Origin of the sequence: Polaribacter sp. IC066, from assembly GCF_007997085.1 — a bacterium.
Lineage (GTDB): Bacteria > Bacteroidota > Bacteroidia > Flavobacteriales > Flavobacteriaceae > Polaribacter.
Genome location: NZ_VORR01000059.1, coordinates 1 through 23,869, shown reverse-complemented (window position 1 = coordinate 23,869; position 23,869 = coordinate 1). Strand labels below are relative to the sequence as shown.

Annotated in this window: 20 protein-coding genes and 1 pseudogene; 4 read left to right on the top strand and 17 right to left on the bottom strand. The window is 28.7% G+C overall.

Annotated elements, in window-relative coordinates:
* The first annotated feature begins 226 nt into the window (after positions 1 to 226).
* Together ES044_RS15845 and ES044_RS15840 are read left to right on the top strand one after the other, a co-directional pair.
* Positions 227 to 925 (top strand): response regulator, encoded by a 699-nt coding sequence (locus tag ES044_RS15845; protein ID WP_147117623.1) that lies wholly within the window; start codon positions 227 to 229, stop codon positions 923 to 925.
* A gap of 34 nt (positions 926 to 959) precedes the next feature.
* A complete protein-coding gene (locus ES044_RS15840) occupies positions 960 to 2,000 on the top strand; it encodes a sensor histidine kinase (RefSeq protein ID WP_147187358.1) in 1,041 nt (346 codons plus the stop codon).
* Positions 2,001 to 2,307: 307 nt separating this feature from the next.
* Here ES044_RS15840 and purD read toward each other — a convergent pair whose 3' ends face one another.
* The 4 genes from purD to ES044_RS15820 all read right to left on the bottom strand — a co-directional run bounded on the left by purD (position 2,308) and on the right by ES044_RS15820 (position 6,928).
* Positions 2,308 to 3,600 carry a phosphoribosylamine--glycine ligase gene (purD, locus tag ES044_RS15835; RefSeq protein WP_147187356.1) on the bottom strand — a complete coding sequence of 431 codons (1,293 nt, stop codon included), beginning with the start codon at positions 3,598 to 3,600 and terminating at the stop codon, positions 2,308 to 2,310.
* Positions 3,601 to 3,689: 89 nt separating this feature from the next.
* Complete coding sequence (locus tag ES044_RS15830; protein WP_147117626.1) at positions 3,690 to 4,427, bottom strand: glycosyltransferase family 2 protein; 738 nt, start codon at positions 4,425 to 4,427, stop codon at positions 3,690 to 3,692.
* A gap of 1 nt (position 4,428) precedes the next feature.
* Positions 4,429 to 5,784, bottom strand: coding sequence for an exopolysaccharide biosynthesis polyprenyl glycosylphosphotransferase (locus ES044_RS15825; protein WP_147117627.1), 1,356 nt, complete (start codon positions 5,782 to 5,784; stop codon positions 4,429 to 4,431).
* A 7-nt stretch (positions 5,785 to 5,791) separates the two neighbouring features.
* On the bottom strand, positions 5,792 to 6,928 hold the full coding sequence (locus ES044_RS15820) for a glycosyltransferase (protein WP_147117628.1): 1,137 nt from the start codon (positions 6,926 to 6,928) through the stop codon (positions 5,792 to 5,794).
* A gap of 129 nt (positions 6,929 to 7,057) precedes the next feature.
* Between ES044_RS15820 and ES044_RS15815 the strand changes: the two genes are divergently transcribed.
* Positions 7,058 to 8,134: a glycosyltransferase family 4 protein gene (locus tag ES044_RS15815; RefSeq protein ID WP_147117629.1), complete on the top strand. Its 1,077-nt coding sequence runs from the start codon at positions 7,058 to 7,060 to the stop codon at positions 8,132 to 8,134.
* On the opposite strand, the gene ES044_RS18640 is transcribed toward ES044_RS15815, so the two are convergent.
* The 12 genes from ES044_RS18640 to rnpA all read right to left on the bottom strand — a co-directional run bounded on the left by ES044_RS18640 (position 8,126) and on the right by rnpA (position 21,597).
* On the bottom strand, positions 8,126 to 8,809 hold the full coding sequence (locus tag ES044_RS18640) for an O-antigen ligase family protein (RefSeq protein ID WP_189663145.1): 684 nt from the start codon (positions 8,807 to 8,809) through the stop codon (positions 8,126 to 8,128). The two genes, ES044_RS15815 and ES044_RS18640, sit on opposite strands and share 9 nt — an antisense overlap.
* A gap of 610 nt (positions 8,810 to 9,419) precedes the next feature.
* The gene (locus ES044_RS15805; RefSeq protein WP_147117631.1) at positions 9,420 to 10,595 is read right to left on the bottom strand and encodes a hypothetical protein; all 1,176 of its coding nucleotides are present in this window, start codon (positions 10,593 to 10,595) and stop codon (positions 9,420 to 9,422) included.
* A 1-nt stretch (position 10,596) separates the two neighbouring features.
* On the bottom strand, positions 10,597 to 11,772 hold the full coding sequence (locus ES044_RS15800) for a glycosyltransferase family 4 protein (RefSeq protein ID WP_147187352.1): 1,176 nt from the start codon (positions 11,770 to 11,772) through the stop codon (positions 10,597 to 10,599).
* Between the two features lie 14 nt (positions 11,773 to 11,786).
* Positions 11,787 to 13,010 carry a glycosyltransferase family 4 protein gene (locus ES044_RS15795; protein ID WP_147117633.1) on the bottom strand — a complete coding sequence of 408 codons (1,224 nt, stop codon included), beginning with the start codon at positions 13,008 to 13,010 and terminating at the stop codon, positions 11,787 to 11,789.
* Entirely contained in the window at positions 13,007 to 14,422 is a 1,416-nt protein-coding gene (locus ES044_RS15790) for an oligosaccharide flippase family protein (RefSeq protein WP_147117634.1), read from the bottom strand. The genes ES044_RS15795 and ES044_RS15790 overlap by 4 nt, the downstream gene beginning before the upstream one ends.
* 39 nt (positions 14,423 to 14,461) lie before the next feature.
* Positions 14,462 to 15,589, bottom strand: a complete 1,128-nt coding sequence (wecB, locus tag ES044_RS15785; protein ID WP_147117635.1) for a non-hydrolyzing UDP-N-acetylglucosamine 2-epimerase — start codon at positions 15,587 to 15,589, stop codon at positions 14,462 to 14,464.
* Positions 15,586 to 16,128 carry a dTDP-4-dehydrorhamnose 3,5-epimerase gene (rfbC, locus tag ES044_RS15780; protein ID WP_147117636.1) on the bottom strand — a complete coding sequence of 181 codons (543 nt, stop codon included), beginning with the start codon at positions 16,126 to 16,128 and terminating at the stop codon, positions 15,586 to 15,588. Before rfbC ends, wecB begins: the two co-directional genes overlap by 4 nt.
* Positions 16,128 to 16,292: a hypothetical protein gene (locus ES044_RS18635; RefSeq protein WP_189663146.1), complete on the bottom strand. Its 165-nt coding sequence runs from the start codon at positions 16,290 to 16,292 to the stop codon at positions 16,128 to 16,130. Before ES044_RS18635 ends, rfbC begins: the two co-directional genes overlap by 1 nt.
* 506 nt (positions 16,293 to 16,798) lie before the next feature.
* A complete protein-coding gene (locus tag ES044_RS15775; RefSeq protein ID WP_147117637.1) occupies positions 16,799 to 17,842 on the bottom strand; it encodes a hypothetical protein in 1,044 nt (347 codons plus the stop codon).
* Between the two features lie 34 nt (positions 17,843 to 17,876).
* Positions 17,877 to 19,556: a DUF6909 family protein gene (locus ES044_RS15770; RefSeq protein WP_147117638.1), complete on the bottom strand. Its 1,680-nt coding sequence runs from the start codon at positions 19,554 to 19,556 to the stop codon at positions 17,877 to 17,879.
* Positions 19,557 to 19,583: 27 nt separating this feature from the next.
* Positions 19,584 to 21,215, bottom strand: coding sequence for a S41 family peptidase (locus tag ES044_RS15765; RefSeq protein WP_147117639.1), 1,632 nt, complete (start codon positions 21,213 to 21,215; stop codon positions 19,584 to 19,586).
* Positions 21,205 to 21,597 carry a ribonuclease P protein component gene (gene rnpA, locus ES044_RS15760; RefSeq protein WP_147117640.1) on the bottom strand — a complete coding sequence of 131 codons (393 nt, stop codon included), beginning with the start codon at positions 21,595 to 21,597 and terminating at the stop codon, positions 21,205 to 21,207. Before rnpA ends, ES044_RS15765 begins: the two co-directional genes overlap by 11 nt.
* Before the next feature lie 184 nt (positions 21,598 to 21,781).
* Here rnpA and ES044_RS15755 point away from each other — a divergent pair, with 184 nt between their 5' ends.
* Positions 21,782 to 22,960: an acyl-CoA dehydrogenase family protein gene (locus tag ES044_RS15755; RefSeq protein WP_147117641.1), complete on the top strand. Its 1,179-nt coding sequence runs from the start codon at positions 21,782 to 21,784 to the stop codon at positions 22,958 to 22,960.
* 796 nt (positions 22,961 to 23,756) lie between these two features.
* Here the strand turns inward: ES044_RS15755 and ES044_RS15750 are convergent.
* Positions 23,757 to 23,869 (bottom strand): annotated as a pseudogene (locus ES044_RS15750) (IS1595 family transposase); the annotation flags it as partial.

The window sequence follows — 23,869 nt, the reverse complement described above, 5'->3', positions numbered from 1 at the left end:
TTTTTAGCGTATTGGAATTACATCTTTAAGGTACTGAAATTTAGAAACTTAAAGGAATAAAAATGCTACTTTTTTTATTCTTTTTCTCTTTGTTTTCAAGGGGTAGTGACCTGCGAAACTTGAGTTAATGATTAAACAATTGTAAATTTAAAAAATCTGTTAAGGTAATTTTAGGTATCTAGGTTTAAATACTTATTTTTGGTTGCTAAATACTAAACAAGTTCTTATGAACAAAAGTGATATTAAGATTTTATTAGTTGATGATGAACCAGACATTTTAGAAATTGTTGGTTACAATTTAAAAAATGAAGGCTATCAAGTTTTTAAAGCAGAAAATGGCCAAGAAGCCATTAAATCTGCAAAAAAGAACTTGCCCCATTTAATATTATTAGATATTATGATGCCAGAAATGGATGGTATTGAGGCTTGTGAAAAAATTAGAAAAACGAAATCTTTAGAAAACGTACTTATCGCTTTTTTAACCGCCAGAGGAGAAGACTACTCTCAAGTTGCTGGTTTTGAAGCTGGTGCTGATGATTATATTACCAAACCTATAAAACCAAAGGTTTTAGTGAGTAAAATAAAATCTTTATTAAGAAGATTAAAGACCGAAAAAGAAAGTGAAGAAACGCTTAAAATTGGTGACATTGTTATCGATAGAGATGAATATGTTGTTTATAAAGCCGGAAAAAAAATTGCCTTACCAAGAAAGGAATTTGAACTTTTTTCTCTTTTAACATCGAAGCCTGGTAAAGTTTTTAAAAGAGAAGTTATACTAGATAACGTTTGGGGTAACGAAGTTGTTGTTGGTGGCAGAACCATAGATGTGCATATTAGAAAACTACGAGAAAAAATTGGTGACGACCATTTTAAAACTGTAAAAGGCGTTGGTTATAAATTCGTATTATTAGATAAAGACAACTAAAATATTTTAATTTAAAGCGTTATATCCTTATAATTTGAAACTAAAGAAAACATACTCTTATGCACTTTGGTCAGCAGTATATTTAACACTACTTTCTGTTTGCGTAGCTTCGATATCTTACTTTTTTATTAGCAAACACCTTGGCATAAATGCCATATTAATCTATATTGTTGTCTTATTTATCATCTCCTTTTTTATTATTCAATATAGAGCCGAACATTTTATCTATAAAAGACTAAAGAAATTATACAAAGAAGTTTCTATCTTAAACGTAAATGATTTAAAAAGAGATTCTACCACTACAGATATTGACAAACTCTCTAAAAGCATGCAAAAATTTGTAGAAGGCAAACGTTTAGAAATAAAAAGTTTAACCGAAAGAGATTCTTTTAGACGTGATTTTTTAGGCAATGTTGCACACGAACTTAAAACACCATTATTTACAGTACAAGGGTATATTTTAACGTTAATGGAAGGCGCTATTAATGACAAACAAATACGCATGAAGTATTTAGACAGAGCTAATAAAGGTGTCGAAAGACTGGTGGCTGTCATTAAAGATTTAGATATGATTGCCAAACTAGAAAACGAGGGCACTAAACTTAATATTCAAGTTTTTAACGTATTAGAATTAATTCAAAATGTTTTTGATTTGTTTGAAATGAAAGCAAAAAAGAGAAATATTTCTTTAAAGTTTGATAAAATTTATGAGTTTCCTGTTTTTGTGAAAGGTGATGTGGAAAAAATAGAGCAAGTTCTTATCAATTTAGTTGTAAATTCTATAAAATATGGCAAACCTAACGGAACAACTTTTGTTGGGGTAGATAATTATAACGATAAAAAGTTTATTCTTAAAGTGATTGATAACGGCGAGGGCATTAAAAAAGAACACTTATCGCGTTTATTTGAACGTTTTTATAGAGTAGATCAAAGCAGATCTAGAGAGCAAGGAGGCTCTGGTTTAGGATTAGCTATTGTAAAACATATTGTAGAAGCTCATAGTGAAAATATTTTGCTAAAAAGCACGTTTGGTGAAGGGTCTGAATTTTCTTTTACCCTAGCAAAAGCTGAATAATTCTGAAATGAACAACCTCAAATCGAGGTAAAAAAAAGAAGAACCTTTTAATATGGCCCCGGATAGCGTAGAGGGTATTACCCCAAGATCCTTAAATAAGAATACCTAGCAAACAAGCAAGTTTAACTTACAATTTTGAATTCATAGCTTCCCTATTTTTCAAAATTGCGTTTCACTGATAAATAAAGTACAGGCTTTACTGTAGATTTTTAAGAAAAACTAATTTTAATATTTAGATGGATTAAAACATACATCCCATAAAATAAATGAGATGTATGGAACGAATAATTTTTAATTGAGAGATGTACTACTTTTCAGCATTGGGCATTCCTAAATCGAAACCAATATCCTTTCTGTAATTCATGCCATCAAAATGAATTTTATCGATGCTTCTATATGTCTTTTCTAAAGCTTCTTCAATAGTACTTCCTAAAGATGTAACTGCCATAACTCTGCCTCCACTTGTAACAACTTTATGATCTTTATTAGCTGTACCTGCATGATAAACGATAGATTCATCGACTGTTTCAAAACCAGTAATTTCCTTGTTTTTTTTGTATGCTTCAGGATATCCGCCAGAAACTAAAACTACAGTGGTTGCTGTTTTATTTATTACAGAAAAAGTTTTTAAATGCAATGTTTGATTTGCAACACCTTCAAACAATTCAAATAAATCAGAGGCTATTCTTGGTAAAACCACCTCTGTTTCTGGATCGCCCATTCTTACATTATACTCAACCACAGAGGGATTTCCGTTATCATTCATCAATCCTATAAAAATAAAACCTTTGTAGTCGATGCCGTCTTTTTGCAAACCTGCAATGGTTGGTTTTACAACCAATTCTTCTACTTTATTTAAAAAAGCATCATCTGCAAACGGAACTGGAGAAATTGCTCCCATTCCGCCTGTATTTAAGCCTGTATCACCTTCACCTATTCTTTTGTAGTCTTTTGCCGATGGTAATATTTTATAACTTTTACCATCTGTTAATACAAAAACAGAGAGTTCTATTCCTTTTAAAAATTCTTCGATAACAACTGTTGTAGATGCTTTCCCAAATTTTTGATTAGAAACCATATCTTCTAATTCTGTTTTAGCCTCTTCTAAAGAATTTAGAATTAACACTCCTTTCCCTGCCGCTAAACCATCTGCTTTTAAAACAAAAGGCGGTTCTAAAGTTTCTAAAAAAGTATACCCTTCTTCTAAATTTTCTTTTGTAAAAGATTGGTACCTTGCCGTTGGAATTCCATGTTTTTTCATAAACTGTTTAGAAAAATCCTTACTTCCTTCTAATAAAGCGCCATCTTTTTTAGGGCCGATTACGGGAATATTTTTTAAAGATTCATCTGCTAAAAAGAAATCATGAACACCATCAACTAAAGGAACTTCTGGCCCCACAACCACCATTTTGATATCATTCTCTAAAACAGTCTGTTTTACAGCTTCAAAATCAGATAGATTTATCGAAATATTTTTTGCAATTTTATTTGTCCCAGCATTTCCCGGAGCCACAAAGAGTTGCGTAATCTTTTTGCTTCCAGAAAGTTTTAAAGCAAAAGCATGCTCTCGGCCACCAGAACCTAAAATAAGTACATTCATATGAGTTGTGTTATTGTAATCGCAAATATATTTTAAAATTTTTGGATTCTAGCTTTTGTGAGATAGACAATTTATAAATTGCGGTTTTACTAAAGACCCCACTTTAGGAAATACTTAATGGCAGAAGAAGTATGTCTTAAAAATAATTTCAAATCTTTCGATGAACCTTGTTGGTGCTGATGTTCAACAATTACTTCTGGGTAAAAAAGAATCTTCTTATGTATTTCATATATTTTTCTACAAAGATCTGCATCTTCCATGTATAAAAAATAACGCTCATCAAATCCTTCTAACTTTTTAAAATCCTCTGTATTAAAAAGCATAAAACAACCATGAATAAATTCAGGATAAAAGAAATTTTGTAAGTCTAAATTTTGATATTCATTATTAAAAATATGTCTTTTAGAAAATTTTAATTTTCTGTTCAGCAAGTCGAAAAAAGTTGGATTTTTTCTGCAAACAAACTGCATACTACCATTTGGGTACACAATTTTTGGTGTTACAAAAGCAACATTTTTTTGTATTTCTAATTGTTTTATTAGAATAGAAATTATATCTTTTTCAAAAATAACATCAGGATTCAAAATTAAGTGAAATTTTGAATTTATTTTATTTAAAACTAGATTATGTGCTTTGCCAAAACCGATATTTTTGCCCACAAAACAATACTCAATTTCTGGATGATGAAAATAACTTTCTAATTTATTAGTAGCAGAATTGTCTATTAAGTAAAGTTTTTTTTCTAAGGGAGTTTTCAAAAAAGAATCAATTGTTTTTTTTAGTGTTTCTAAATTCTCATGATACAAAACAATTGAAGCTGTAATCATATTAATATGCCTTTTCTTCGCCTTTAAAAACGTTTAATATTGTCTTAATAATAATTTTAAGATCTAATAAAAAAGACCAGTTTTCAATATAAAAAATATCCAGACGAACTCTATTTTTAATATCCGAAGTTCTTTTTACCTCTCCTCTATACCCACTAACCTGCGCCAAACCTGTAATGCCAGGCTTAACAATATGCCTTTTTAAATAATCATCTACATATTTTTGATACTCTAAAGACAAAACTTCTATGTGTGGCCTAGGACCAACAACGCTCATGTTTCCTTGTAAAACATTAAGAAATTGAGGCAATTCATCCATGCTAGTTTTTCTCAAAAAAGCGCCTACTACTGTAACTCTAGAATCATTTTTAACTGCATGCACTTTGTGTGAAAATTCATTTAATCTCATAGATCTAAACTTGTAACAAACAAATTCTTCACAATTAAGACCTTCCCTTTTCTGTTTAAATACTAAAGGCCCCTTTGATTCTAACTTTACTATCACCCAGAGAATGGGTATTAACCAAGAAAGAACAAAAAGGCATACTAATAACGAAAAAATAATATCAAATATTCTCTTAATATAAAAATTTTCAGCAAACTCAAACGGAAGTCTATTTACATTTAAAACCATTAAAGCATCATCATAATACTCTACACTTTGGTTTTTACTGTATAACTCTATTGAATCTGGAATTAACTTTAATGTTATATTTTTTTCTGTTGCAAACTTACTTATATTTTTTATTTGGTCTTTTGTCAACACATTAAGAGAACAATAAATTTCATCTACTGCATTATTATTTACATACTTAAAGACTTCGCTTAAATTCCCTAAAAGTTCTTTATTTTTATATTCTTTATTAGAGAAAAAACCAAGGTATTTATATCCTAAATTAGATTTACTCTTAAATAATTTTATAATATTTTTAGCTGATTGATCAAAACCTAAAACAATGGTTGTTCTAAGATTATTACCTAATGAACGGTATCTTTTTAAAATAAATAACCAGAGAATCTTAATGATCGATAAACTAAGAACGATATATACTAAAAGTAAAAATTGATTATTGACTACTTCTCCCTCACTAAAAATACCGAAATAGGCAAAATAACCGAATATAAAAATAAAGAATTGTCTCACTAAAAGTGTAAAGACCCTTAAGATTCTAGTAAATCGAAAGACCTTATAAAAGCCTAACAGATGCGAAGAAATTATCCAGAAAAGTGAAATATAAGCTAAAAAATATGCATTTAGATGTGTTGTATCGTTAACAAAATAGACTACAAAATTAATGATTATTAAATCTATAATTAATTGCAGGGGTCTTATTAAGTAGGAGTATCTTTTTTTCAAGCTTTTTTTATTCTAATATATTATTTACTTCACGGCTAAAACTACACAAAAACTTGCTCTCTTCAAAGTTTTTTGCTTGAGCTCTTATCCATTTAGGGTCAAACTCCATTTCTTTAGACTTAAACAAATTTATAGCTTCCTGCAAAGATTCAGTTTTTTGCTCACTAAAAAAAATCCCCGAAGAAAAAGAAAAATCGTTTAAATTTTCTACTACAGTCTCTAAAGCTCCTCCTTTTCTAAAAGCAATAACAGGTATACCATAACTCATGACCTCTAAAGGTATCATTCCAAAATCTTCTTCTCCAGGAAATAGCAAAACTCTTGAATTTTGAATATATTCTTTTAAATTGTCATCTTCTAAAAATCCTTTAAATTCTATATTAGAATTCGCTTTCGCCATTAACGTTTTCTTTTCAGAGCCAGTGCCAATAATTATTAAATTTTCTTTATTTTTATTAAAGCAATCTATTAAAAGATCTATTTTCTTATAGGGAGTAATTGCGCCAAAGCTTAAAAAATATAACTTTTTTTTTGATACTAAAAGGTTACTCTCAAACAGACTTGACGCTATCGGAGGGTAAATAACTTTCGCAGTTTTAGAATAAAATTCTTCCACTCTTTTTTGCACATTTTTAGAATTGGCTATGTACAAATCTACATTATCAATTGTAGTTCTATCCCAACTCTTTAGTCTTTTAAAAAAAAACTTCGCAACTGGTCTTAATAGAGGTGTAACAGTAGTGATATAATCTTGGGTAAACCCCCAACAATAACGCATAGGGCTATGAATATAACAAATGTGCTTAGCCTTATTATTTATTTTGATTCCTTTTGCAGGACCAGATTCCGATGAAATAATTAAGTCATAATCATCTTGCAGTTTTAAAGATTTAATTGCTTGCGGATAAAAGGGAAACATTTTCTGATAATATTTCCTAAACAGAAAATTATTAAATGAAGAAGTGTAAACTTTGTGGTTTAATAAATACTTACCGAACATCTTTTTATCATAAAAAAGAGTGTATACGTCGGCTTCGGGATACAATTTTAACATAGACTCAACTACCTTTTCACCACCCCTTCTAGTTATGAACCAATAATGAACAATAGCTACTTTTATTTTCTTTCTACTTTTATTCTTCAAAATAATAACATCATTTTAGTTTATACAACAAGATAATTTCTTATTGATTTATTTTATGAATAACTAAAGATTAAACCACCAATAAAATTAACTTGCTTACCTACTTTATTTAAAATAGTTGAATTACTTTTGACTAAAACATTAAAAAACACCTTAACATCAATGATAATTATAAATGCCCGGTTTCTTACTCAAAAAACGACAGGAGTACAAAGATATGCTATTGAAATTAGTAATCGCCTACCTGATTATATCAAAGGTATGAAAATAATATATGTAGCACCAAAAGGTACATTAATTAATAAAGCCAAGTTAAATGGAGTGGAAATCGAGCAATTTGGTCATTTTAAAGGCCACTTATGGGAGCAAATTGATTTGGTTAATTTTTTAAGAAAAAAAAACAACCCAATACTTATTAATTTTGGTGGAATTGGACCAGTTTATTATAAAAATAAAATTACTTACATACATGATTTAGCATTTAAATACTTTCCTGATTCATTTTCATATATCTTTCAAAAAGCATACAATATTTTTGTTCCCATTTCAAGTAAAAATTCCATAAAAGTTTTAACCGTTAGTAATTATGTAAAAAAAGATATTGAAGATAATTTCAAAATAAAAAATATTGAAGTTGTCCATGCCGGACAAAATGAAAAATTTAGAAATTTAGACTTAAATAGAGATAAAATAATTTTGGCTGTTTCATCTCTTGATCCTAGAAAGAATTTTAAAAGAGTCATTAATGCTTATTCTCAATTAAATACTGATTATAAACTTGTATTTGTAGGATCAAGATCGAAATCTTTTTCTGACCTCAACCTAGATAATAATTTGGAAAATAAAAACATAATTTTTACTGGCTATATTGACGACGAAAAATTAATAAACCTTTACAATCGTGCAACTATTTTTATTTATGCTTCACTTTTTGAAGGTTTTGGAATGCCTCCTTTAGAAGCTCAAGCCTGCGGCTGTCCTTGTCTAGTATCTGATAGAACTTCTTTACCCGAGATATTTGAAGATTCTGTTGAATATTGCAATCCTGAATCTATTTCAAATATCAGAAACAAACTTTCTTTATTAATTGAAGATCAGGAGAAAAGATCACAATTAGTTACAAAAGGATATGAAAACATTAAACGTTTCAGTTGGGATTTGTCTACTAGTAAAATACTATCAATAATAGAAAAAGAGTTAAGTTAAAATATCTCTTTTTTTATTAAAAAACAAAAGCCCCATAAAAAAACTAAAAAAGATTAAACCATCAGACCTTTCAAGAAGACTTTCTGTTAAAAAGACAATTGATACTAAACATAGAAGGAAAAATAAAAGTTTATTTTTTTCTTTGTAAGATTTCTGTAAGATTGTGAAAATTAAAATCAAGAGGGCTAATACCCCAAATATTCCAGAACTTATCCAAAAAAAGAAATATTGATTATGGGTGTTATATGTATGCCAATTATAAATTTCAGATTCTAAATTACTCTTGTAACAAGAATTTAACTTGTCCTGTATATCTCCAATCCCAAAACCAATAATTGAATTTTCTCTAACTAATTTTAAATCACAATAATAAATACCATTCCTAACATTAGAAGAATTAAATTCAGAAGCTTTAGAACTCTTTTCTAGCAATGTTAACCCTGTGTTATAGTATTCTTTTACTCTAATAGAAAAAGGATTTTTAAAACAAAGTGTAGCAACTACAACTACAGAAAAAATTAACCCAAGCTTTGCTAGTTTTAAATTAGAAAAATTAGAAAAAAAGAGAATTGTTAATGAACTAGAAATTAACAAAGCCAATAAGGGCATTCTAGCAGAAATAAAATAAAGCCATATAATTAGCACAATTATTAAAAACAAGTTTACAATTTTCAAGCTGTTTTTTTTAATTTTCTTGAATTCTGAGCCAAGGAAGAAAACAGCAAAACTAATCCATAAACCTTGATATGTAGTATGAGTATTTGAAATTTTAATAATGAAATTTCTAAATCTCCTTAATTTAATTTGACTTACTTTTTCCTCACTTATTTCAGTTAAAGTAGAAAACCCATTTGCTTTAATTTCTTGAAAAGTAATATTATCGGTAATAAAAGTATAATTTAACACAACGTGTATTACTTGGTATATAATGATCAAAAAAACAGATAAAACAAATACATAAATAATTCTTGAAATCTGTTTTTTGCTAAAAAAATCTCTATTAAAATAAAAAATTAATGGAAAGATTATAAAGGATATCATTTTTATTAAACTATCTATTCCACTTTGGAGATTTTCTGAATAGGTGAGCGAAAATAGTAATAATAAATATGGAAGAACAAAAATCCAAATATCCTTGTTTAATTTACGTGCAATTCTATTTTTAGAAAAAATTAATAAACCTAATAAACACCAGAGAATTGTTATAACACTTCTCATACCGAAGGTTAGTATGGGAAAACAACCTATTACATATGTTAATGCTAAAAAATATTTGTGAACATCCTTAGGTATCTTCATTCGTATCTAATTCTGATGAATTTTCTTTTATTGTTATAAATAGCATTGGAAAAAGCACCAAAAAGACAATACTTTGAGTTAAGCTCACAAAAAAACCAGCAAAACTTAAGCCTAATAAAATAAACAAAAATTTATTTGTCTTTTTACTTTTTTCAAAGATAAATAGAGAAGAAATAATAATTCCTAAAAAACCAGATGAAAGTAATATTAGAAGCCAATAACTATCTAGAACGCTAACAAAACCAGCATCTCTTACTGCTCCGCCTACTTTCCCTATTGCTCCCCCAAAAATTAAGTTGTATTCAACATTAATATTATTTGTCCAAAGTTTAATTCTTTCTGAAAGAGACGAAATTGAAAATATATTATATTTTGAAAGAAAAAAACTAACTAAAATTAAAACAGGAATCAGTATTTTAAATACTAAAACTATAATTTTTAGATATTTTTTTTTGGTTATAAATTTTAAAAATTCATAAATAAAGATTGCTAAATAAACACTTCTTACAAAAGAACAAATAATAAGAACTATCGCAAAATACTTTTTGTACTTAAATTTTACTTGCGTGTCCATTAGGAAATAAGCAAAAAGCCCAAAATAACCTACAGAAGCTGCATTACCGATTAAAGCGGGTGACCTCCAAAACTTATAAAATGTAGTTATCTTAAACTTATAATCATCGTCTATACCCCATTGATACCTGCCTGTAAGTAATTTCATGTACTTTTCAGATCCTAAAACATAGGTTAATCCAATAAACACAATATTGATTATAACAAGATAAAAAATTAAATTCAAAACTTTATTGTACTGTTTTTGATTTAATTCAGTTTGAGCAAAAATAAATACTAAAATAAATAGCCAAAACAATTCTCTAAAAGCAAAGTAAACAGATTGTAAACTTGATGCATTATAGAGTAATAAAATAAATAAAAGAGAAAAATATCCGAAGAAAATAATGTCTACTTGTGTTATTAGAAAACCTTTTTTTGCTTTAAAAACAAAAAATAAAAGAATTAAAAAAAAAGAAACGGGATGAACTAGCTTTTTTAATTCCCAATTTCCCAAAAAATTAAACATTAAAAACACTAGAATTCCTTGTGTTGCTATAATTTGGAATAGAATACTCGCATACAGAATTTTTTCCAATTTTAGTTTCATTCTAACCATTTAATAATTTATTAAATATAGTTATATACTGGCCTGCAGTCTGTGTTATCTTAAAATCCTCTATAAACTTTCTATCAAAAATAAATTCTTTTAAAAAATTAGGCTCTAAAATAATTTTTTCTAATAATTCTGTAAGATTCCTCTGTGCTGGCTCAAAAACAAAAGGAGTATTATTTTTTAAAAGCTCTTTGATACCTCCTCTAGCACTTCCAAGAACAGGCTTTTCATTTATTAAAGACTCTAAGACAACTCTTCCAAAAGGCTCATTCCATAAAGACGGAACAATTAGAACATCTATCTTCCTAAAAAAAAAAGTGCTTTCCATATAGCCTAAAAAGGTAATATTTTTAGATTTATATTCATTTTGCAAATAACGCAAATACCCTGGGCTAATTTTACCGGCTATTAAAAGTTTACAATCATCAGATTTTAAATTGATAAAACACTTTAAAAGTAGCTCTATTCCTTTAGATTTATTAATTTGTCCAATAAAACCAAAATTAACTATTTTAATTGCTTCTTGTTTAGCTGTTTTTTTTTGAGGCAAAATATCGAATCCATTATAAATGACTTTATTTGATACACCGTTAAAAAATCCATTTTTTAAATGGTCTTTTAATATGTAATTGCTTGTGCCAATTACATAATCTATTTTTACCGTGCATTTCTTTTTGTAGTAAGATAGTATTTTGCAATCTAAACAAATTTTTTCGCAATTTTTATCGTTTTTAAATTTTGTTGTTTTAGAACATTGTAAGTAATAATCTCTTAAGGTATGAACAATTTTAATATTTAATATTTTTGCAATTTGCCAAACATTAACAGAAAAGCCACTTATATTATTTGTAAATAAAATATCTGTTTTAAAAGATATCAAAAAGTTCTTTATATAGGAATTGTACTTTGTGTTTTTAACATCTTTTAAGTGCCAAATTAATTTTTCTTTTTGAGTTTTTACTGCTCCGTTAAATGGAAAATAGGTATTTTCCATCCTTAATCTATGAATAGTAACGTCATTAAATGTTGCAATAGATTGTTCTTCTGCGAGTGTAATTACAGCAACATTATTACCCATAACTGTAAAATTTTCTGCTAAAGATTTTACAGATTTTTCTGCACCACCAATGCTGTAAGGAAAATACAAAGTATTAATAATAACAATATTCATAAACTGATAACTTTTTAACTTGACTTTTTGCTAAATTTAATAAACTTTTTGAATTTATCATAAATCACCAAATTACCTGCATAAAACTTTAAGCTTCTAGAGTTTTCATAGGTCTGTATTTTATCTACTACTTCTTGATTTTTTTTGATTTTTTTTATTTCGAACAAAACAGCCTTTAATTTATTTGCGTTTTTTTTCCAATCAAAATTCATATTAGAATAAACAAGTGATATTAGCTTCTTCTTCTCTAAACCAATCGTATCGTTAGCATATTCTTCTAATAAAAAAGTTAAATGATCTATATCAATATAACTTTCTTGCCAATAATATTTATCTTTTCGCTGCTTTTTGCTAGATACATTTATTAAACGCCCATTTTCGCCATCTATTATAAATTCATTCATAGGTGCTTCATTTGTTGTAATAACTGGCAAACCACAGCTATTTGCTTCTGCAATAGATAAACCAATACCTTCTAATCTAGTTGGATAAACATAAACGTCGCCTTTATGATACAAACCTGGTGCAGAAACAGTTTTATTTATAATGTCCAATTTACTTTTACTTATTAAATCTTCGCAAACGTTAAACAGTTCAGGAAAAAAACTAAAAATATTTACTTGAGTATGTATAATTAATTTTACATTATTTAACTTTACCTTACTAAAAGCCTTGATTAAAAAATCCGTCCCTTTTCTATAAGGGTTCATCCCTGCAGAATGAAAAAATATAATTTCATCTATATTTGTTTTCTTTTTTTGTGTAGCATTAAATAAATTTTGATTAGTTCCCCATGGAATAAAAAATACTTGAGGATGCCATTTAAAGACACCGTAATGTCTTTTGGTGTTACAGACTAAAAAATCAAAAATAGCAAATAATGGAACCGTTTCTTTTGTATAATAATCAATGTAAGAGCCTGTAAGAACTCCTAATTTTTTACACAACAAAATAGGATCCCAAATATGTTGTTCGTTAAAGAACACAATATCTAAATTATTCGTTATTATCCAATTCTCAAAATGATTAAGGTTTATTAAATCTAGCTTTGTGTAAGAATACCTTTTTCCGTGTGTAATATTTTTCGCTTGCCATTTAGGGTCATTCACAACAACCTCTTCTCCTCCTCTTGCATAAATATAAACTTCATTTTCTTCTTCCCAGACTTCTTTAAACTGTTTGGAAACATAAGCTGCACCTCTTTCAAACCATGTTGTTACTATTCCAATTCGTTTCATATAATATCTCTTATGTTCTTAATATTTTCTATTATTCTGTTTCGAATTAATATAACATATAAAATAATAACTATTATTTGAAGCAATAGTAAGAATAAATATGTTGTAATAAAATAATTTAAGCCTACTAAAGTTAGCGTTAATAAAGATAATTGAAAAAAAGTGTTTGTAAAGAAAGCGAAATAAGCATCCATTTTTAAATCAATTAATTTAAACGCAATAAAAAAGCCAATCAACATTTCTATTGTCGCAAATAAATTTATACCCAGAGCAACTCCTAATGCTGATTTATAAAAATAATATCCTAATAAAACTCCAGTAAGCCTCAACGGAAAAGAAATAAAAACAGCAAATTTCCATTGTTTATTTGGGTTACCTGTGATTAAAAAAAGTAGCCCAGAAGGAGAGGCAATTATCATTCTTACTGATTGGTAACCAAATATAATTAACAAAGGTAAAGTCTCTAGCCATTTATCTGTTAATAATTCTGGAATTAGAATTTGACTTATAGCCACAAAAAATATAATTAATGGTGCTAAAAATAAAAAAAATGAACTTGTAAGTTTTGTGTAACTATCTTTAAGTTCAGGGAATTTTATTCTTGTTAATACAGGATAAACTGTTTTGTTAAAAACCTGAACTAACAAAGAAACAGGTTTTAAGACTAAATTAAAAGCTAATAAGTAAATACCAACCTGCTTTTCTCCAAGCAATTTACCTATTAAAAGGACATCTAATTGCTGAGCAAAAAAATTGAAAACATTAAAAATAAAAACGTTGTACCCAAATTGTAGATGTTCTCTAATTATGTTAAAAGAAAAGTATCTTTCTTTTAACATAATTTTAAAAGTTATTAAAATGAAACCAAAAGAAGTTAAACCAGCTGTAACTAATTGTTGTACAATTAATGACCAATAACCAAAATTCTTTAATGCTAAAAAAACAGCTGTTGTACCTGCAATAGTTATTGCAATTATTTCTATAATTGCTAATTTTTTAAAATTGAGCTTCTTCTGCAAGTATCCTTTAGAAACAATGCCAAAACTAGAAAATATAACTGTTAAAACAAGTGATCTAAAAATTACTTGAATTTCCTTGTTATCATAAAAATAAGATAAAAAAGGCGATAAAAAATAACCTGCTAAATATATTAAAAACCCTAAAACTATATTTAATAGAAATAGAGATAATAAATGTTTTTCCTTAAAGTTCTTTGAATAAATAATAGAACTATCAAATCCAATATTTTGTATTGTGTTAAAAAATAAAACAAATACCATTGCCATCCCTATCACTCCAAAATCTTCTACCGAAATTAATCTTGCTAAAATGATTAACACTAAAGAAGAAAACAAAACTTTATAGGCTTGGGTAATAAAATTCCAACTAAACCCTTTAATTACTTTACTCATGATATTTCTCTTTCTTAAACTATTAAAAAACCCCTCGTTTTAAGAAATATCTAAAATATAATTTATAATTTTTTTTGATGCATTACCGTCTCCATAAGGATTATGTAATTTACTCATAGCCAAATAGGCTTCTGAATTATTTAGTAATCTATCTGCCGCTGCTACAATTCTGTTAGTATCTGTACCTACTAATATTACTGTACCCGCTTCTACAGCCTCTGGTCTTTCTGTTGTATCTCGCATTAATAAAACAGGTTTACCTAAACTAGGAGCCTCTTCCTGCACACCACCGCTATCTGTTATAATTAAAAAAGATTTTGCCATTAACCAAACAAAAGCTGGATAAGATAATGGCTTAAGTAATTTAATATTAACGACATCATTTAAAAGTTTATAAACTGGCTCTTGAACGTTTGGATTCAAATGAACAGGATAAAAAACATCACAGTCTTTATTTTTATTTGCTATCTGTTTTAGAGCTTCACATATATTTAGAAAACCTTGACCATGATTTTCTCTGCGATGACCAGTAACTAGAATCAATTTTCTATTCGGTTTGATAATGTTTTTCAAAAATTCTATTTCTGAATCCTTAAAATTAGAATTAACTTTACTTACACTATATAATAGAGCATCTATTACTGTATTCCCAGTAACAATAATACTGCCTTCATTTTTGTTCTCTTTGATTAAATTTTGTCTAGAATTAACAGTTGGCGCAAAATGTATATTTGATACAGCACCAATTACTGTCCTATTCATTTCTTCTGGAAAAGGAGATTTTAAATTAAAAGTTCTTAAACCCGCCTCTACATGACAAACTTTTGCTTCTGAATAAAAACCTGCAATGCTTCCCGCCATAGCAGTTGTAGTATCTCCATGTACGAAAACAAAATCTGGTTTAAAATCTTCTAATATTGGCTTCAAATTAGTTATAACTTGCGCCGTTAATGAATATAGATTTTGATTTGGTTTCATTAAATCTAAATCATAAAAAGGAATAATATCAAAAAAATTCAATACTTGATCTAGCATTTCTCTGTGTTGTGCGGTTATACAAACTCTAACATTAAACTTATCGGGGTTCTTCTGAAATTCTTTTATTACTAAAGCCATTTTTATAGCTTCAGGTCTTGTTCCAAAAACAATTAAAACTTTCTTTTTCATATACAATACTCTTTAAACCTTTTCATTTTTAAATCCTTCTCCGATAAAATCATTTCATTCTCATCGATCATCCAATCTATATTTAAGTCTTTATCATTAAATACAACGCCATCTTCTGATTCTTTGTTGTAATACTGATCACATTTATAAGCAAAAATAGTAGCATCTTCTAACACAGAAAAACCGTGTAAAAATCCTTTCGAAATAAACAATTGCTTATTATTTTCTGATGATAAAAGGCAAGAAAAAGATTGCCCAAAAGTTTCTGAATTCTTCCCTACGTTTACCACTACATCTTGTTTTCCTTGAATAACTCTTACTAATTTTGTTTGTGCAAACTTACCTTGCTGAATATGCAAACCTCTAACGACTCCTTTTTGAGATAAAGATTGATTATCTTGCACAAAATTAATTTTTAATCCTGTTTTTTCTTTAAAACTTTTTTGATTAAAACTCTCAAAGAAACTTCCCCTGCCATCACCAAAAACTCTAGGTTCAATTACAAAAATTCCTTTTAAATTGATTTCTGTTACTTTCATTAAATCTCCATTAAATTTTTACCGGAACCAATTTTTATTAATGGCTTAGCTAATTTTTGTAATTCTTTCTTTGTAATAAAACCACCTCCATAAGGAGTTTCTTCAATCCAACCAATTTTTAAACCTTGTCTTTGAATAACTCGCACCAATAGGATTACTCGCATTAAGCACTTAAGTATAAAAAAACTTATCTCTTCACAGCCTTCTCGGGTTGTTTAACTGCTTTTAAATAGTATGGATAACCTTTTTAACTTTCAATTTATAAATTTTACCAATAACAAGATTTTTTTTTCAATTTCACTAACGTTAATACCCTCCAAATTAACATCTTTCACTACAAATTTTCTTTTAGCTTAAGTTTTACTTTAATTGAAAAGACTTATTAAAATAAAAAAAATATTATATCCTTCTATATCCTTTAAAGAATATGAATACATCTATCTATTACAAAACTAATTTAATTTTTATAAGACTCTTTTTTCGAAATAATAGGACCTAATATTTATAAGATTTATTGAGCTATGTATAAATTATTAGTTCTGTTATTGATTCTATATTAAAGATTTCTGCAAATTCTTCTGTTTTCAAAACCTCTTTTACACTTAAATGAAGTTTCCGACCAATAATTTATTGCTACCTAATCAAATTAAATGTAAAAAAACACTGCACGCTATTTTTTATAATTGGTTAAATACTTATTTAATTTTAATAACATTAACAAAATAATCATACTTACCGCACCAAAAGCAGCTAATAAAAAAGCGTAATTTTTAGTAATCCCTTTAATTTCATAACCAACTGGTTGAAAATTAGAAATCACATTTATCACTTCGTACTTTTCTGATTTATCGATAACAATATTTTTTAAATCGGAATTAATTCTTCTATTTGTTTCAAAAAGCTCTAATTCTTTTGTTGTTTTTTTCTCTCCTCCTAAATCGATACTTGTTCCAGATGTTTGCTTTTTTGCCTCTTCTATCATCACTTGCATATACACTTTTCTCAAAGAATCTATTTGTGATAAATTTTGACGATACATTGAATCTGTTCTATTTAAATTTTCGTTGGTCAATTTCTTTAACCTTTCAAAATACTTATTATTCACAACAGACGAAATAATAACATCATCTAATTTTATAAAAACATTGTTTTTTTCAGCTACAACTTTTATTTTGTGAATTTTGTAATCTAAATCTGTAAACGCTAATTTAAAATCCTTAAAATCATAGCTTTTTACCGTTGCGGTATCTACTTCTAAAATAAAATCGTTGTACGAATTTATAATATCGATATCATTTACAATGGGTTCAATTTCAAATTTCTTAAGCGAAGCAGCGGTTTCTTTGTCTATTTTAAAAGTTTCCTCTAAACCCGTTGTGTCTTTTTGTTTTACTAAATCATTGTAATAATTTACATTATTGTACAACTGCCTAGCGCTTTTAAAATTTGGTTCTACTAATAAATCTGAACCAAACGTTGTTGGTTTTTTAACCTCTAGAAATAAACCGATCACCAAACCGACAAATCCTGCAATAACTATTTTTATTAAATTTTCTTTTAAAAAAATTACTATTAATATTAAAAAATTAAAGATTTCTTTAAAAACACTTGCAATAAAAGCGAATAATTTTGAAAACCCTTTTCCAATAATTACAAATAAGGAGCCTAAATCTACTTCTTCTTCGTTATTTTTATTTTGTTGGTTTGATGACATGTTTTTGGTTTGGTTATAAATCGGTTCGTACCCGTTAAAAAATTTGTTCTAATATTCTTTGCGTAATCGCATACGTTGGGGTAACCCCTGTCATTCCTAATCCGCCAGAAGCCAATGTTGCTCCTGTTTCTAAAGGATTATCTGAAGCATAATACGCATATCTTACTTTTACATCTTCAGAAATATTACCTCTAATCTTAGAAGCAGATTGAATTGCTTTTTGATAATGTGCTCCCTCCATTTCTAAACCAATTACATTCCACGTAGAATCATGAAAAAACCTTAAAAGATCTTTATTCTGCAAAGAGGTTCCTAAAACAGAAATCATAGAACCATCAAAAACTTTTACACCAAACCCCTCTAAATCCTCTTTCTTTAATTCATTTTTAAAAGGATAATTATCTGCAGTACCTTCAAAAATATGAGCATCTGGAATCATAACATCTCCTTTTCCTCCCTCTAAAATACCTGCTTTCCCCATAATGGAAACAGACTTCACATCTAAATGGACTTTTTCGTTATGCACATGGTATGGCTTTAAAAGTTCATCCATTGTTTCAAAAGCTTGTTCTCCAAAAGCATAATCCATGACAATAATTACAGGGTTTTCTGATAAAGAGTTTTCTTTTTTAAACGCAGAAACGTCGTAATTTATTTTATCCGTATCAATTATTTGCACATTAATATTGGTACCAGAAGTATCTTTCACGTAAATAAGTCCGTTTTCTGAAGCGTAATCTTTTACCTTTTTCTGCAAAGTCTTGCTGTTTGCATTACTTAACAACTGAAATAATTCGAAATTTTTATGCTTTTTATACTCTTCTGTCAGGGCTCCTTGCCCGTAAATTGAATTCATTACACTGTGCATATTTGCACTAATAATATGAATTGGTCTTTGTAAAAGCTTATGCTCTTTTAATATATGTTTAATATTGTTTGCCCAAATTTCACCATAAATATGATGCCCAATTTCTTCAATTAAAACAGAACTAAAAGTAATGGTTCTTTTTTTATTTTCTTCTATTTCGTTAATCGCTAGTTTACCTAACCAATAAATTAAATTAAAGAATTTATTCGGATTTTCTTCTGTTTTAAAGATTGTGTAAATTCTACAAACTTCATCAAAAGTTCTTCCAAGAATGTTTCCTAAATGAACAATTAAAACTTCTACTTCTTTTTCAGAAATTTTCTTTTGATGTAAAACAACATCCTCTAAATGTTTCCATTCTCTGATATAGTCTTCACCTTCATTCAAAGAAACCCGTGCTTGAATCTTGTGAGATTCTATAAATAAAAATGTAAGATGCGTTAAAATATCATAGATTTCAGACCTTCCTCTGGTAATCTCAATATTCATTTGATCTTTGTCTATTCTATAGCAATTTCTTCTTCTTTTTGGTGGAATTATAGCTTCGAAATGTGAATTTTTATAGCCTTCATCTGCCGTTAAATTAATAAACTGGCACTCTTCAATTCCTTTAGGTAGCCTTTCTATAACGTAGATTAAACCATCTAATTCTAATCGTTCTTCTGCAATAGATCCATAAATTTCTGGACGTAAAAGCAACAAAGATTTGCGCAGCGTTTCACCAGAAACACCCATGGGTTTATAAAAACCTCTGCTAAATAAATGGCGCATAGAAATGTATAGCTTTTCTATAGCATTTGTAGACTCTTGCGCTCTTGTTCTCTCTATATTTTTAGTTTGTTGCATTTTTAGATTTGAGGTGCAAATATAAAATTATTTCCCTGATAAAATTTGTTTATACTTCACTTGATTTTTAAGCAATTCTAAGGCTTCAATCATCGTTTTATCTTTTTTTAAGTGATGCTGATAAACGCCTTCTTGATAATAGTATTTGGTCAAAATTTCTTCTTCTAACAAATTATTAATAATATCTTGATTTTTAGAAATTTCACTAATTTTATCTTCAAACAACTTTTCCTTTATTTTCTCATATTCTTTAAAGATATTGTTGTTCTTTGAGGCTGCATATGCTTTTTTAAATAAACCTTCTTGTGTTGTTACAAAAGTTGTGTCTGTTTCTAAAAATTGTGTAAACTTTTTAAAATCTCCATTCGTAAATTCATAGGCTGCTGCTGCTGCTATTTGTGAATTCTGATAATAGTAATTGATAGCAAAATCGAATATTGCTTTAGAACTTATTAACTTTTCTGTTGCTGCAGTTCTTTCAGATGTTTTAATTTCAACATCTGGCAATACACCTCCGCCATCATAAACTGTTCTTCCATTTTCTGTTTTAAACGCATTAATACCTTTATCAGAAAATTTAGGAACCTTGCCTGTTTTGGCATCTCTATTGGTATAATCTAGTTCTTGAATACAGCGTCCGCTTGGCGTATAATATTTAGAAATTGTTAATTTTAATTGCGTGCCATAAGTTAGTTCTTTTTGGCGTTGCACCAATCCTTTACCAAAAGAACGCTGCCCCATAATCACGGCTCTATCATAGTCTTGCAAAGAACCACTCACTATTTCTGATGCCGATGCAGAGCGTCCGTTTACTAAAACCACCATCGGAATTTCTAAATCTAACGGTTCATTAGATGTTTTATAGGTAGTACTCCATTTTTTAATTTTTGCTTTTGTGGTCACAATTACTTTTCCCTTTGGGATAAAAAAGTTAGCGATATTAATCGATTCCATTAAAGAGCCTCCTGGATTAGAGCGTAAATCGAAAACCAACTTTTTCATTCCCTTTTTCTTTAAAGCTTTAAAGGCTTTTTTTACTTCGGATGAAGCTTTGTTATTAAAACGAGTTAAGGAGATATAACCGGTTTCTTCATCCATCATTTCATAATAAGGAACAGGATTTATAACTACTTTTTCTCTTTGTACTATTTTTAGCATTCTAGTTCCCTGCCGTTCAATTTCTAAAGATATTTTTGTGTTTGGTGCTCCTTTTAAAAACATAGAAAGTTGCTCTCTTTCCATATTTTCTAAAACTTGCCCGTCTGCAGAAATAATCATATCACCCGCTTTTAGATTGGCCCTATCTCCAGAAAATCCTTTGTAAATTTCGCTAATTTGAATTCCTCTACCGGTGTAATATACAGACGCCCCAATACCCGCATATTCGCCTTCTCTTCTAATTTTAGCATCTTCAACATCTTGCTCATTGTAAAAACTAGTATAGGGGTCTAAATCTTTTAAAGTATTTTTGATGGCTTTTTCAGTGAATGCTGCCGGATTTATTTCATCTATATAATACATATTTAACTCTTTAAATAAAGAATTGTAAATTTCTATTTGTTTGGCAACTTCAAAAAATTTAGATTGAAATGAAAATGTTAAAAAAAGTGTCGCCGCTAAAAGAATAAAAATTATTTTTTTTGAGATTTTAAATTTCATCGTTTTTTATGTTTTTTGTTTCCTGCACAAATAAAGTTAGCAGTTTTTCCATCTTTACATACAAATCTTTATAAGACCACTCGTCTTTGCCTAGATAAGAAATCATAAAAATATGAGGTGTGTCTAGTTGATCATACACAATTCCTTTTTGCAGTCTGTAAGATTCGCGCATCAATCTTTTTAATCGATTTCTGTCTGGTGCTTTTTTAAAGTTTCTTTTTGGCACAGAAACACCAACTTGAGCAGGGAAATCTGACGTATGTACTGTTTGTAAATACATCATTCTTAACGGAAAAGCTTTTAAAGAAGTTCCTTCTTTATAAAGCCTTTCAATTAACTTTTTACTTTTTAATCGTTCTTTTTTTCCTAGCGTACACTTCATTAGCGCAAACTTAAATGAAAACTACAACTTTTTGGTTGTTTCATGTTATGAACTTTAAAATTTTTGTATTTTTATATCCATTATTTAACACATATTTTACCGATATTTGTATTAAAATTAAACAATTATTGATATTTTTGTTAAATATTACACATTTAAAAATTGATTTAAATATATATATTCCATGAAAGCAGATCTTTTTCAAGCACCAGATTACTATAATTTAGATGATTTATTAACGGAAGAGCACAAACTAATTAGAGAGTCTGCCCGTGAATGGGTAAAACGTGATGTTTCTCCTATTATTGAAGAATACGCTCAAAAAGCAGAGTTTCCGAAACAAATTATTGGTGGTTTGGCAGAAATTGGTGCTTTTGGGCCTTATATTCCAGAAGAATATGGCGGCGCAGGTTTGGATCAAATTTCTTACGGATTAATTATGCAAGAAATAGAGCGTGGCGATTCTGGTGTTCGTTCTACAGCATCCGTACAATCTTCTTTAGTGATGTATCCTATTTATGCATATGGTAATGAAGAGCAACGTAAAAAATATTTACCAAAATTAGCTTCTGGTGAATGGATGGGAAGTTTCGGATTGACAGAACCAAATCACGGCTCAAATCCTTCAGGAATGGAAACTAACTTTAAAGATAAAGGGGATCATTATTTGCTAAATGGTGCAAAAATGTGGATTTCGAACGCGCCTTTTTGCAATATTGCTGTTGTTTGGGCTAAAAACGAAGAAGGTAGAATTCATGGTTTAATTGTAGAGCGCGGTATGGAAGGTTTTTCTACGCCAGAAACACATAACAAATGGTCTTTACGAGCATCATCAACTGGAGAATTGATTTTTGACAACGTAAAGGTTCCTAAAGAAAATTTATTACCCAACAAATCTGGACTTGGTGCACCTTTAGGTTGTTTAGATTCTGCTAGATATGGTATTGCTTGGGGCGCAATTGGCGCGGCAATGGATTGTTATGATACCGCTTTGCGATATGCAAAAGAGCGTGAACAATTTGGCAAACCGATTGGCCAGTTTCAATTGCAGCAGAAAAAATTAGCTGAAATGATTACAGAAATTACCAAAGCTCAATTATTAGCTTGGCGTTTAGGAACTCTAAAAAATGAAGGAAAAGCAACAACGGCTCAAATTTCTATGGCAAAACGTAATAATGTAGATATGGCTTTAAAAATAGCGCGAGATGCAAGACAAATGTTAGGCGGAATGGGTATTACTGGTGAATATTCTATTATGCGCCACATGATGAATTTAGAAAGTGTAGTAACGTATGAAGGTACACACGATATTCATTTACTAATTACAGGTTTAGATATTACTGGCTTAAATGCTTTTAAATAATAGACACGCACTAATTTTGTGAATTTCTTACATAAAACAATTAAAATAAAAACACTAAAAACTATCTTATTTCTAGTGTTTTTATTTTGATTATTATTTCTTCTTTTGAAAACATCCGCAAAAAATGTTATCCCGCTAGCTTCTATTTATTTAAGTGATGTGCCAACCTTACGTATTGCTGATGACTTCGATAATACGCTTAAAGCTTTTAAAAACTTCTCTTTAGAATTTCAACTGCAACGCGTCTAGGTTTTATAAATTCACAGCATGTTGCCTCAAATCAACTGCATTCATCTTCATTTTGCATTAGCCGCGTATAATTTGTAAAGAGCTCACTATCAATAGCTGTGAATAAACTGAAATAGTAAGATGTAATTAGATATAAGAACTTATAAAGGCTCTATTTTCAAATAGTGTTGATGCTTAAAATTTTTTGATACCAGTGCTTCACACTATATCTTGGTTTTGAATTAATTGTAAAGCTATGGGTTATTCGATAAAAAACAGATAGTAACACAAATCTAAACTACAGCCCTTATGCATGCTATATTCCTAAATTTTGTCCTTATTATCGGATACTAGTTTTAGTATGTAAAGTTTCTAAATTTAATGTAAATCGAGATTTATACAGCTCCCAATCTATGTAAGGACAACTAAACCGTTATTCTAATTTTATTAAAGAAGTAGTAGGAGTAAATTATAACTCTTTAGGAACATTCTTAAAACTACCATTTGTAAAAGATTTTCTGCTTCCGTTTGAAAGGTTTTCTCCAATAAAATTAATTGAGGTAAGTAGTTAAGAACATATGATTTTTGCTTGATATATTTTATCTGCTTTGACCATTCTTACTATTAAATTATTAAAGATATTTTTTTTGCTTTGAGAACGGTTAATTCGATAACAAAACT

Coding starts and splice junctions, on each gene's coding strand:
- ES044_RS15765 (WP_147117639.1), bottom strand. CDS start 21,215: ATGAAATTTAAAATCTCAAAAAAAATAATTTTTATTCTTTTAGCGGCG.
- ES044_RS15845 (WP_147117623.1), top strand. CDS start 227: ATGAACAAAAGTGATATTAAGATTTTATTAGTTGATGATGAACCAGAC.
- rfbC (WP_147117636.1), bottom strand. CDS start 16,128: ATGAAAGTAACAGAAATCAATTTAAAAGGAATTTTTGTAATTGAACCT.
- ES044_RS15790 (WP_147117634.1), bottom strand. CDS start 14,422: ATGAGTAAAGTAATTAAAGGGTTTAGTTGGAATTTTATTACCCAAGCC.
- ES044_RS15830 (WP_147117626.1), bottom strand. CDS start 4,427: ATGATTACAGCTTCAATTGTTTTGTATCATGAGAATTTAGAAACACTA.
- ES044_RS15800 (WP_147187352.1), bottom strand. CDS start 11,772: ATGAATATTGTTATTATTAATACTTTGTATTTTCCTTACAGCATTGGT.
- ES044_RS18635 (WP_189663146.1), bottom strand. CDS start 16,292: ATGCGAGTAATCCTATTGGTGCGAGTTATTCAAAGACAAGGTTTAAAA.
- wecB (WP_147117635.1), bottom strand. CDS start 15,589: ATGAAAAAGAAAGTTTTAATTGTTTTTGGAACAAGACCTGAAGCTATA.
- ES044_RS15775 (WP_147117637.1), bottom strand. CDS start 17,842: ATGTCATCAAACCAACAAAATAAAAATAACGAAGAAGAAGTAGATTTA.
- ES044_RS15755 (WP_147117641.1), top strand. CDS start 21,782: ATGAAAGCAGATCTTTTTCAAGCACCAGATTACTATAATTTAGATGAT.
- ES044_RS15795 (WP_147117633.1), bottom strand. CDS start 13,010: ATGAAACGAATTGGAATAGTAACAACATGGTTTGAAAGAGGTGCAGCT.
- rnpA (WP_147117640.1), bottom strand. CDS start 21,597: ATGAAGTGTACGCTAGGAAAAAAAGAACGATTAAAAAGTAAAAAGTTA.
- purD (WP_147187356.1), bottom strand. CDS start 3,600: ATGAATGTACTTATTTTAGGTTCTGGTGGCCGAGAGCATGCTTTTGCT.
- ES044_RS15770 (WP_147117638.1), bottom strand. CDS start 19,556: ATGCAACAAACTAAAAATATAGAGAGAACAAGAGCGCAAGAGTCTACA.
- ES044_RS15805 (WP_147117631.1), bottom strand. CDS start 10,595: ATGAAACTAAAATTGGAAAAAATTCTGTATGCGAGTATTCTATTCCAA.